The organism is Shewanella abyssi (genome assembly GCF_023284025.1).
Lineage (GTDB): Bacteria > Pseudomonadota > Gammaproteobacteria > Enterobacterales > Shewanellaceae > Shewanella > Shewanella abyssi.
Map to the genome: position 1 here is coordinate 117,529 of NZ_JAKIKR010000007.1, position 11,907 is coordinate 129,435.

The following is an 11,907-nucleotide window of genomic DNA, read 5'->3' on the forward strand; positions in this document are numbered from 1 at the left end:
TAAATGAAACAAAAAACCTAGTCTCTTTTTCTGCCATTAGTTGTCAAGAAATGATCAATGGCTAAAGACACCTCTTTCGCATTCCCCATATGAAGATGATGATCTCCCTCAAGTTCCCTGACTTCAAGCTGCTTAAACCAACGTCTAGCGGTTGGAATTGCACTCTTAAGTTGAGAGAAGCCCTGTTGGCCGAAAACAAGTAATGTCTCGACTTCATGTGCTTGCATTAATGCGTCAACTTGGGAATAAGCCAGTCTTAATGGGGAATCTAACTTTAAGCGGGGATCACTGCGCCAGCATACTCCAGAATCAATTTTTTTCATATTACGTTGAGTGATAATTTCGCACCATGCCACATCTAAAGCAGTAAGTTTATGACGTGCATTGACAGCGACAGAAATATCCCGATAGACACTGGGAGTGGTCAACTTAGATTGTAGGTAACGCCGATGTGCAGCAAAGCTATTATTGAGTCGCTGCTTTGCCTTACTCTCTTTCTCATACAGCGGCGACAAAGCTTCAATAAGGATTAACTGACCCACCTTTTTAGGAAATGCTGCGGTATAAGCTGACGCGATAATACCCCCTAAGGAGTGTCCTAGAATGGCTATCGGTTGTTGATGCAGAGGAAGCGCATCGAGCAGAGCATCTAAATCGTAGAGATAATCAATCCAATGTAACGGATAGTGACCTGGACGGTGCTCAGATAATCCATGTCCAGGCCAATCGATTGCCATTATTTGGTAGTTAGCTAAATAACGGCTTAAAGGTAAAAAACTATTGGCATTGTCTAACCAACCATGCAACGCCAATATTAATGGCTTGTCTTGCGAGCCCCATAATTTGGCTGATAACCTAATATGAGGTAATTGAATGCTTATTTCATTTTCTTGCTCGCAAAACAGATCCATATTATACCAATTACTTTTTAGTGAACTTGAGCGTCATCCTATCGCTTTCACCAATGGCGAGATACTTTTCTTTATCTTGATCATCAAGTGCTAAGCGTGGTGGTAAGGTCCAAACACCTTTTGGATAATCCTTGGTATCTTTAGGGTTAGCATTAATTTCAGAGCTTTCAACAAATGTAAAACCAGTTTTTTCAGCCAGCTTTATCATTTCAGCTTGATCCATATAACCCGTTTTTGCATCCATACCTGGGATAGCTCTGTGCTCCACGATACCAAAGGTACCACCGGACTTAAGCACTTTATAAGCGGAGTCGAAAACAGGCTCTAAATAACCTTTCATTGCCCAGTTATGTAAATTTCTAAAGGTCAGTACCACATCGGCACTATTGTCATCTCCCAATGCATAGAAGCTTGGAGGATCGAAGGTAACCGTTGACGCGTTACCGAGTTTGGCTTGATTATCTTTTAGCCATTGCTCAAACTTTTTCCCCGTTTTAGCTCGATATCCATTACGTTGTTTTTCATCTTTTGGATTAGCGTTAAAATTACCACCGATGTAATGCCCTTTCTCAGCAAGGTAAGGCGCTATAATTTCAGCATACCAACCGCCTCCAGGCCATAATTCAATAACGGTATCAGTAGGCTCAACACCGAAAAATGCGATCGTTGCTTGTGGATGTCTATAACTGTCTCTGGCGGTGTTTTTAGTTTGGCGGAAATCACTACTAACAGCGGAATCCAGTGCTGAATTTTCATGAACATGAGCAGAAACTGTAGGGCTAACAATTGATAGGCCAAACGCACCTGTAACAATAAGACTTGCGGCTAGGGTGTTAATTTTCATTCGATATCTCCGTATATAGACGCATCAACCTATCAGCCAATAGGTTAAAATCCAAGCCTATGAAACAGAGATTTACACTTTGTTATATTATTTTGCTTTAAGTTTATCCGCTTGTCTGTCAACTCGACGCCAGCAAAGAAATAACATAAAGGCACTGGTTGCTAGCCAAACAAGCACCCAGAACCACGCAGGGATCCAGCTTTGCCCCGCTAACATGTTCGCATCTCCCTGCCCCTGTAGGCCAAATAAAACGGTAGGACTAGCGAGTGCATTTAATATCACCATCAATCCCATAATACGTAAACTGGTGGCTAAGTATCGATTAAGATTTAGTTTTAATGGCATTAAAAATAGCAATGCTAGTGACACTAAAATAGATATTGTCAGTAGATCTCTAGCCCAAAGCAGTGTCGTTAAGATGACGACAGCACCTAACAAACCAAAACTAAAACGGATCCCTTTAGGCCAGGTTGCAAAAGTAAAAATCAAATAACCCCATAACGCAGCGCCAAAATAGCCAGAAAAACCAATCGCTAAAGGCCAGCCACCTTGGCTAAAACATAAACCTGCGCCATTAGGAAACAGCTGTATATGGCTAACGCTTCCACCCGTAAAGAGTGTCGCCAAGCCATGGGACAATTCATGAAAATAACTTTCTAGCCATTTAAACGGCACACTGATGAAAGGCAGTTTTGTCACTAAGAATGCAATCAATAGCTCAATAAAAAAACGGCCACGACTCGGAGTGCCAGAAGAGGATGGAGCAAGAGACTGACCTGAATGAATGGAAGAGCTGCTTGTTGGCCAAATATTAGGCATAGGTGTCTATACCTACCATTTGCTGGATCTCTTCACGTCTTGCTGCATGTTGATTGGTGAGATACTCAGCCACTGCGCCGCGGTGACCTCGAGTGTCATTTTCATACTCTATATGCGCCCCAAGGCGTGATGTTAGCGCTGCGGCATCTTCGTTATAATCATTAAACAGATAGGACTGCTGCGCTTGGATCGGCAGCACTGGATCTGCTGCATCTACAGTTACAGCAGCAGCCTGATTTGTCCCTATCGACTTATTAACTTCAACTTTTGAAGGTATAAGTTGATTTGAATTAATTTGCATCAAATCGTCCTTAATCTATAAAAAATGCAGCGAACTTTTCACCCAAGCTTACCCAAGCTACTATTTCCCTGGGAGTTTTTTCCACGTTACCGTGTCACGCAGGTAAACGGGTTTGAGCTCATCTACACTGGTGCTCAACCCTAAAGCATGTCCTTTTCGCGCCAAAACAGCCATAAACTTTGCATCTGGATATTTAGCAAGCTCGCATACTGTAAGCCCTCCCGCCAATGCAAGTAACTGTGGGTAGGCATCAAAACCTGTACCACATGCAGTAATCATGTCTGCTTCATTCAAGCTTAGCACTATCGCTTCTGGTGCGCTGACAACCTCTTCATTGACTAAAGTGGCTAGGCCATCAACGCTGATATATTGTCCCCAATACACCTCTCCCATACGTGCATCAATGGCGGCTAAGACTTGCTTGGCACCATTTCCAATGGCAGCTTGTGCCATTGTTGCCAGCGTAGAAATACCGATAACAGGCAACGACTGACCCAAAGCTAATCCTTGGGTGATACTGGTACATATCCGAATACCGGTAAAGCTGCCTGGACCTCTGCCGTAGGCAATTAAGTCAACCTCGGTAAGTTTTATCTCTGCTTTTGATAGCACAGACTTCACCATGGGTAATAACCTTTGGCTGTGTTCCCGTGGTGCATCAGCTTGCTCACTGAAGAGGTTATTATTGTGCGTTAGCGCAGCAGAGCATGACTCTGTACATGTATCAAGCGCGAGTATACTCAGCGGAGTTACTTCGATGGACTGTTCTGTCATTTATTACTTACCAAACTCAATAATCGGCCTAAACACGTAAAATGTGTACCTAGGTGTTGCAGGAGAAACTCGCTATCACTCACACAGTAATCAGTACTGGCTCACAGTGCATAGCTTAGTTCACTATAAAAGAGCAAGGATTATACCTAATCCGTCCCGCCCCTTTAAGTAGAAGTGAAAAATAGTTTTACCAATGGGACTTTTTTGCCCTAAAAATTACCAATGAACCCCATTAACAGCGCAATAATTCTCCACCGTTGACGAAAACTAACGAGCGAGTTCTATAAATGCTGCGGTGTACATCTTAAGATTCAGCATAAATTGGTCATAAGTAATAAATTCATTCTCAGTATGACCGGTATATTCGACACCTGGCATGGCGGGTCCAAAACTTAAGGCATTAGGGAATAGCTTACTATTAGTTGAACCTCCGATAGCGACAGGTTGAGGATTTTTCACACCGGTAAAGTGGGCGTAAACATCAAGTAAAGTATCAAGATGTGGCGTATCCTTCATCACCATTGGCTTTCCCCAATAAGTCTCTAAAGCCATTAACTTAATTTGATGTTTTGCTTGCCATTGTTGCAGTGCTTCAGCTGCTTGGCTATCAAGCAGTTCAGGTGTCTTCCCCACGGGTCGGCGTAGGTTAATCATCACATGCGTGCCCTCTGTCCCGGCTTTGACTATTGTTGGCGCTAAACTCATAGGTCCCATAAAGTCATCCGAATAAGCGATATCGCCAAACTGCTCCGCATAAATACCCATGCCCACCATTTCGTGGATAAATGCCTGAGTTAATGAAGCGGTTGTCTTGGGCCACTGATGACTAGCAAGCAACTGCGCTAGATGCGTTACTGCGTTAACGCCATCTTCAGGAGTTGAAGAATGTGCCGCTTTACCATCGGCGCGAATAAGTAAACTACTGCCTTTTTGTTCAAAGCGATAATGCATCCCCTGCTGCTTTTTTGCCTGCTGTTTTAACTGGTGAATCAGCTCTTCATCTGCATAACTAATTTCGGCTTGGGCTTGCTGTGGTACCTGACTAGCAAAATAACCACCGGAGAACTGGTTAAGTGTCGGTCGTTTCCCATTAACATTTTTGTCTGTAACAGTTGGGATAATAAATTCGATTTTACTCCAACCTTTCTCCGCGGTGACAACGGGATATTCGGCATCGATGGTAATGTTGATATCTGCTGGAGTAAAAGTGGTTAAAAACGTTTTAAGCGGAGTCCAGTCTGATTCTTCAGCCAAATAAACCATCAGTTCGATACGTTTATTGAGTCTTATACTATTGTCTTTTATCGACTTCATGGCGTACATCGCGGTCACAATAGGACCTTTATCATCTTCTGTACCACGGCCAATAAGTTTACCAGGCTGTGAGGTCATATCCAGTTGATACGGGCTTTGATGCCATAAAGCAGGATTAGCAGGCTGCACATCACCATGGGTAATGACCCCCAGCTTATCTTGTTGCTGGCCCAATCCAATTAAAATTACGTAGCCGTGATCACTATAATCTAAACCCAGTTGCTGACTTAGGCTTTTAAGCTCACTTTTAAAGCCAATAAATTCTGCATTGGTATTTGGCGTTGTGCCATCAACTGCAACAGTATTGAATCGAACCAAGTTTTCAAGACTGCTAACCATCTCGTCTGCATAATGCTCAACAGCATAGTTGGCAACCTTGTCTGATTCTGGCTCAACGGCATCGATAGGAAGAGAAAGTAAGGCTATAAAGAGCAGCGGTAAACGTTTCATGGTCATCCATTTTATTATTATATTTAAAAAAACGGCCTCAGTTTGCCATAACTTTTGCCCCCGAAGTGATAAAAAATAGCCATTTAAAATATTTGTTACAAACAATACGGTTTTTTAATAGATTTAACATATCAAACCGTGATATTTAATGACGTTAACGTCAATGCAAAGATATTGATGAAAATTAAAACAAGTAAAATCGGGGATTTAAAATATGAAGGGATCTACCCTTAAACCATTGGTTGTAGCCATTGCAATCACACTTTCTCTTGGCGCATGCAGCAGCGCGAATAATACCACTGACAGCCAAACAGCAGCTAATGTTGTTGCCCAGCAAGTTATTGAAAGCAATGCCAGCAATCCATTTTTTGTGCCCTATGACACCTATTTTGGTATTCCAGATTTTTCTAAAATCAAAGCAGAACATTATTTACCTGCATTTAAAGCGGGTATTGCACAGCATCAAGCTGAAATACAGGCGATTATTGATAACCCAGATGCGCCAACTTTTGCAAACACTATCGAAGCGATGGAGTTTTCTGGTGAGCTAACAACTAAAGTCGCCAGTGTTTTTTATAACTTAACCGGTGCCGACACCAATGAGCAGCTGCAAGCTATCTCTAAAGAAGTGTCTCCAATGTTATCTGCCGCAGGCGATGATGTATTACTTAACGACGCACTGTTCCAAAAAGTAAAAGCCGTTTATGATCAACGCGACGCACTAACGTTAAACGTGGCTCAAGCAAAACTATTAGCCGATACTTACAAGTCATTCACTCGTGGCGGTGCTAACTTAAATGATGCTGACAAAACAAAGCTGCGTGCTCTAAATGATCAAATAGGAAAATTAAGCCTAGAGTTTGGCGACAACCTACTTGCTGAAACTAATGCTTTTGAATTGGTTATCGACAGTAAAGCGGAACTTTCAGGTCTGCCTGATGATGTCATCAGTGTTGCCGCTCAAACTGCGACTAAGCGTGGTCATGAAGGTAAATGGGTATTTACCACTTCACGCCCCTCTATCACGCCTTTTTTAACCTATGCAGATAGCCGCGAACTTCGCGAAAAGATCTATAAGGGTTATGTTGAGCGCGGCAATAACAATAACGAGCACGACAACAAAAAGATCCTCGCGAAATTGGCTGCATTGCGCGCCGAGCGCGCTCAATTAATGGGTTATAAAACCCACGCTCACTTTGTACTAGAAGAGCGCACAGCCCAGACGCCCGAGAATGTTTATGGCTTACTCAATAAAGTGTGGCCGGCAGCCCTTAGCCAGGCAGAAGCTGAAGTTGCTGATATGCAGCAGTTGATCGATTCTGAAGGCGGTAATTTTAAGCTAGCAGGTTGGGACTGGTGGTATTATTCAGATAAAATTCGTGTGGCTAAATATAGCTTCAACGAACAGCAAACTCGCCCATACTTCTCTCTAGAAAATACCCTTAAAGGCGTATTCTATACCGCTAACCGCTTATACGGCATTACCGTTAAAGAACGTACCGATCTGCCAAAGTACAACGACGAAGTCCGCACTTGGGAAGTGTATGACAAAGATGGCGAAATCATGGCTATTTTCATGGGCGACTATTATGTCCGTGATAGCAAACGTGGTGGCGCTTGGATGAACTCTTATCGCCAACAGTACAACATGAATGGCGTTGACTCTAAACCTATCATCGTTAACGTACTTAACTATCCACGCCCTGTTGGTGATGCTCCGGCATTACTGACATTTGATGAAGCCAGCACCTTATTCCACGAATTTGGTCATGCATTACATGGCATGTTGTCAGATGTAGAATATCGCTCACAAGCGGGGACTTCAGTACCGCGCGACTATGTTGAATTTCCTTCTCAAGTGATGGAAAACTGGATGACACAACCTGAAGTGCTGGCGCAGTTTGCCAAGCATTACCAAACAGGTGAAGTGATCCCACAGGAGCTTGTTAAGAAAATTCAAGCTGCAAGCAAGTTCAACCAAGGCTTTGCCACCGTTGAATATATGGCGGCGACAAAACTTGATCTCGATTGGCATACAGTGACTGACTTTATGCCTAAAGATGCGGCTAAGTTCGAAGCTGATTCTTTAAACAAGATGGGGCTTATCAGTGAGATTGCACCGCGTTACCGCAGTACTTATTTCTCACATATCTTCTCAGGTGGATACTCTGCTGGTTACTATAGCTACCTTTGGTCTGATATTTTAGGTGCAGATGCATTTGAAGCCTTTAAAGAGAATGGTATTTTCGATAAAACCACTGCAGATGCCTTTAGAAATAACGTGCTATCACAAGGTGGCAGTGAAGATCCTATGAAGCTATATAAGCAGTTCCGTGGCAAAGAAGCGGGGATCGCCCCACTACTGCGTAGCCGTGGTCTGTTAGCTAAGTAAAAAACAGATGCGGGTGTGTAAAGTATAAATCACTACAACAAGCGTTCATTAAAAAGGCACACCCTTAGGGTGTGCCTTTTTTGTTATGAAGAGCATTTAAAACCAACAATAAAACAACAACAGCTTGTTATATCGCCTAGCAAATATGCTCATGATTAAATGCCGAGCAATGTCACAAATTGATACAGCGAAACCCAAACCCAGATCACAAAAAACACATAAAGAGTCGTTATAATCCCATCCGTTAATAGTGAGTTATGCCAAAAATAAACCTATTAACAGTTTAAGAAGTGCTTAATGGCTTCTTGGGGTCTAAACCAAATATAAGAGAATGGATATGTTAAACAAAACAGTTTTAGCAGTAGTTATCGCGTCGACATTGGGTCTAACAGCATGTGGTTCAGATGACGATGACAACAAAGTCAGCCAAGTAAATGTTGATCTTCGTATTATAGAAACATCAGATCTACACGCTAATATCATGGATTTCAATTACTACAGTGGTAAAGAAGACGCTACTATCGGTCTAGCAAGAACGGCTAGCGTAATCAGCGAAGCTCGCTCTGAATCAGCCAACGTTGTATTGGTTGATAATGGCGACTTACTGCAAGGTAGTCCAATGGGTGATTATATTGCAAGCGTTGGGATGAGCGATACCCACCCAGCCTACAAAGCAATGAATACTTTAGATTACGTCGTAGGAAACATTGGTAACCACGAGTTCAACTACGGTTTAGAATTCTTGGAAAAAGCCATCGCCGGTGCAAACTTTCCCTACATCAACTCAAATGTAATTTGTGCTAAAAAAGAGGGTTGTTGGAACGAAGTTGAGTTCGCTGACAATATGTTCACTCCATACATCATCACAGATAAAGTTGTGCTTGATAGCAATGGTGACGAGCATACAATTAAAATCGGTTATATCGGTTTTGTGCCACCGCAAATTCTCACTTGGGACAAAGCAAACTTAGACGGTGAAGTTGAAGTTCTCGGCATTACCCAAGCGGCTAGAAAATTCATCCCGATGATGAAAGCCGAAGGTGCTGACGTTATTATTGCAATCCCGCATTCAGGTATCGGCTCAACTGAAAATCCAGGCGATCCTTGGGCAGAGAACGCGACTTACGCACTGACAAATGTTGAAGGCATCAATGCCATTATGTTTGGTCACAGCCACTCTGTCTTCCCTGCTGCGGGCTATGCAGACTTACCAAACACCGATGTTGAAAAAGGCTTACTCAACGGTATTCCAGCGGTAATGCCAGGTCGTTGGGGTGATAACTTAGGTATTGTCGATCTTAAACTTCGCAAAGAAGATGGAAAGTGGAATGTTTACCATGAGGAATCTCAAACTGAATCGCGTCCAGTATATGACACTGCAAATAAAGTGGAGTTAGTTGAAGGAGAGCAATCAATCCGTGACGCAGTTGTACTTGAACATGAAGGCACTTTAGAGTTTGTTGGTCAACCTATTGGTGTTGCTGCTGCCGACATGTATAGCTTCCTGACGTTGGTTCAAGATGATCCAACGGTACAGATTGTTTCTGATGCACAGATTGCTAAAGTTGCGCAAGTGATTCAAAACGGTACCAATGAAGATCTTAAAAAACTACCTGTTTTATCAGCCTCTGCACCGTTTAAAGCCGGTGGTCGTTATGCTGAAGGCGATGCAAGCCAGTTTGTCATGGTAGAAAAAGGCGAGTTAACTTATAGCAATGCGGCCGATTTATACCTATATCCAAATACTATGGTTGCTGTTCAAGCGACCGGTGCAGAGCTTAAAGATTGGTTAGAATGTAGCGCAAATCAGTTTAACCAAATAGATCCAACCAGCACTGCGCCACAAAACCTAATCAACCGTGCAGGTCACCCAACGTATAACTTCGATGTTATTGATGGCCTAACTTACAAAATTGATGTCACAGAGCCAACTCGATTCGACAACAGCTGTACTGAAGTTGATGCCGATGCAAACCGTATTGTTGACCTAACCTATACCGATGCTGACGGTAAAGAATTTACCGGTGCAGAGCTAGCAGAGAAAGAGTTTGTGGTTGCATCAAATAACTATCGCGCCTTTGGTGGCTCATTTGCGGGGACAGGTTCTGATCACGTAGTACTAGAACTACCTGACTCTAACCGTGAAGCACTCGCAGAGTACATTACTAGCGAATCTCAACCAGACGGTGCTGGCGGTTACAATAGCGCTGTAGATCCAAGCGCTGATTACAACTGGGATTTCAAAACCATCACTACTAATGTAGTGCTAGATGTTCGCTTTGAAACCCAAGATAGCGAGCTTGCTGATACCTTCGTTGCTGAAAATCAACAACGCGTCATGGTTAAACTAGCGAAAGATGACGCGACAGTGGCAGGTTTTGCAATCTACAGCATCGATTTAACAACAGCCCCTGTTGCTAAATAAGCTATAGATACATAGTTATAGTCATAGTTATACCCACTAAAAAGGCTCCTTCGGGAGCCTTTTTAAATATGGCTAATACTTGCATTAACTCACTGGAAATAACCATAGATAAATCCAGCGAGCACTATAGAAACCCGCGGGTAAACCTGCGACGATACCGAGCATTAAGCCAAATAATTTTAATCTTTTTCGATTTAATTGTGACAACATCTCAATATCGTTATCGCAATCAACTGGATCCTGTTGATGGGTCACTTGATTAGTATCCATATTGGATTCGGCTCCCTGTCTTTATCGCTAACTGTCCCAATCGTTAAATTATGGCTGGCTATTGTCGTTGACGCCATCTATTACTTGCTACAAAATGTTAACCACACCCCAACAAGCAGTTTGATGTACTCATTTAGCAACTATTTGGCCGATTTATATTGGCTTTATACATCGCCACCTAGGCGATTAAGCTATATGTAGCTAAACCAGCTAACAACTATGAGTGTCGCTCTTCAGTGTCAAAAACAAACTGTTTTGCTGCATTTGTTATCTGGATATTATGTTTAGCCAAAGCATGGCAGGCTAAATTAGCCATTTCATCTGTTTGTAACCGCAACTTGGCTTCTCTTAGTGACTGGTTAGTGGCGAACATAAAGGTAACTTTCAAACTTTGGTTAACATTTGAAAAATCCACTCTATGGCAAAGCCATTCAAATCCAGAGACTTCACCTTTAAGGCTTTCACACACCTCGGTTAAGGATATGCGGATAGCATTCTCAATCTTTTTGTCGCTCTTTTTCACACTAACCTCAGTCCAATTGCTGCAGTACTATCCTTGATTAATCGAGATTATTTTGTTGATAAAGCCTTTTGCTGAATCAATATTGTCGAAACTAAAGGCCAACCCATAATGGATGCCATTGACACTTTTTTGTACCCGCTTAGGAAAACGGGTCATCTCAGAGTAATGACAATACTGCTCTTTTGCAGTGACACCATCTAGTGCAGCAAAATCAGCCTTAAACACTTCATAAGCAGGCCGGATCACTAACTGAAGTTGTTTACCATCAACATATAGGTAAAAAGGTTCTTTCAGTTTCGGCAACATATACTCAGTGACTTTTTTGATAGTGAAGTTGGTACGGCATTCAAGTTCACTTAATAACGCCATCATCTCTTGCTGTTCAATCGCCACGTTATTTCCTACCTAAATATGCCGACAAAGCGGCGAAACATTGAAGTAAGATAATAACGCCTTTACTTATAGCTGCCTAAGACTATCTCTTTGATAGATACAAATTGACCAACAGGCCAACTTGAGTTGTTATTAACTGAGTAACGCGGTAAAACATTAGGCATTATTGTATACCCATCCTACTAGAAGATGCTCGTTTCAGAGGTGTTGTGCCAGTTCAATTCTAGGCGCATTAACGTAGAAATGGTTATTCCCTTTTAAGTGAGTGCAACAACGAAGTGGGCTTGCACAACGCCTTCTGCGATGGGTTTTAATGGGCTTTACTCTGTGTTATTGTTTTTACTAAGGGAAAGACCATTAGTGGCAATCAATGCCTTGATTAAAGCCCATTAAACTCCCACTGAATCCTGCATCTTCAGGTAAGATGGGTATAGACAGGATTATGTTGTGACGTCATTACCCTACTCTCAATCATGTGAGAACAACAAAGC

Annotated in this window: 11 protein-coding genes; 2 read left to right on the plus strand and 9 right to left on the minus strand. The window is 42.4% G+C overall.

Going from position 1 to position 11,907, the window contains the following annotated elements; translation table 11 throughout:
• Positions 1-17: 17 nt before the first annotated feature.
• The 6 genes from L2755_RS05310 to L2755_RS05335 form a co-directional block, all read right to left on the minus strand.
• Entirely contained in the window at positions 18-911 is an 894-nt protein-coding gene (locus L2755_RS05310) for an alpha/beta fold hydrolase (RefSeq protein ID WP_248979694.1), read from the minus strand.
• Positions 912-921: 10 nt separating this feature from the next.
• Complete coding sequence (locus L2755_RS05315) at positions 922-1,755, minus strand: class I SAM-dependent methyltransferase (protein ID WP_248979695.1); 834 nt, start codon at positions 1,753-1,755, stop codon at positions 922-924.
• 87 nt (positions 1,756-1,842) lie between these two features.
• Positions 1,843-2,574 carry a M50 family metallopeptidase gene (locus L2755_RS05320; protein ID WP_248979696.1) on the minus strand — a complete coding sequence of 244 codons (732 nt, stop codon included), beginning with the start codon at positions 2,572-2,574 and terminating at the stop codon, positions 1,843-1,845.
• Entirely contained in the window at positions 2,567-2,875 is a 309-nt protein-coding gene (locus L2755_RS05325; RefSeq protein ID WP_248979697.1) for a hypothetical protein, read from the minus strand. Before L2755_RS05325 ends, L2755_RS05320 begins: the two co-directional genes overlap by 8 nt.
• Positions 2,876-2,935: 60 nt before the next feature.
• On the minus strand, positions 2,936-3,649 hold the full coding sequence (tsaB, locus tag L2755_RS05330; RefSeq protein WP_248979698.1) for a tRNA (adenosine(37)-N6)-threonylcarbamoyltransferase complex dimerization subunit type 1 TsaB: 714 nt from the start codon (positions 3,647-3,649) through the stop codon (positions 2,936-2,938).
• Positions 3,650-3,916: 267 nt separating this feature from the next.
• The gene (locus tag L2755_RS05335; RefSeq protein WP_248979699.1) at positions 3,917-5,413 is read right to left on the minus strand and encodes a dipeptidase; all 1,497 of its coding nucleotides are present in this window, start codon (positions 5,411-5,413) and stop codon (positions 3,917-3,919) included.
• A 214-nt stretch (positions 5,414-5,627) separates the two neighbouring features.
• On the opposite strand from L2755_RS05335, the gene L2755_RS05340 reads away from it, so the two are divergent.
• Complete coding sequence (locus L2755_RS05340; protein WP_248979700.1) at positions 5,628-7,805, plus strand: M3 family metallopeptidase; 2,178 nt, start codon at positions 5,628-5,630, stop codon at positions 7,803-7,805.
• A gap of 337 nt (positions 7,806-8,142) precedes the next feature.
• On the plus strand, positions 8,143-10,230 hold the full coding sequence (locus tag L2755_RS05345) for a bifunctional 2',3'-cyclic-nucleotide 2'-phosphodiesterase/3'-nucleotidase (RefSeq protein ID WP_248979701.1): 2,088 nt from the start codon (positions 8,143-8,145) through the stop codon (positions 10,228-10,230).
• Between the two features lie 84 nt (positions 10,231-10,314).
• Here L2755_RS05345 and L2755_RS05350 read toward each other — a convergent pair whose 3' ends face one another.
• The 3 genes from L2755_RS05350 to L2755_RS05360 form a co-directional block, all read right to left on the minus strand.
• Positions 10,315-10,500 (minus strand): hypothetical protein, encoded by a 186-nt coding sequence (locus L2755_RS05350; protein WP_248979702.1) that lies wholly within the window; start codon positions 10,498-10,500, stop codon positions 10,315-10,317.
• A 217-nt stretch (positions 10,501-10,717) separates the two neighbouring features.
• Entirely contained in the window at positions 10,718-11,023 is a 306-nt protein-coding gene (locus L2755_RS05355; protein WP_248979703.1) for a Fis family transcriptional regulator, read from the minus strand.
• Between the two features lie 27 nt (positions 11,024-11,050).
• Positions 11,051-11,416 (minus strand): hypothetical protein, encoded by a 366-nt coding sequence (locus L2755_RS05360; protein WP_248979704.1) that lies wholly within the window; start codon positions 11,414-11,416, stop codon positions 11,051-11,053.
• Positions 11,417-11,907: the final 491 nt, after the last annotated feature.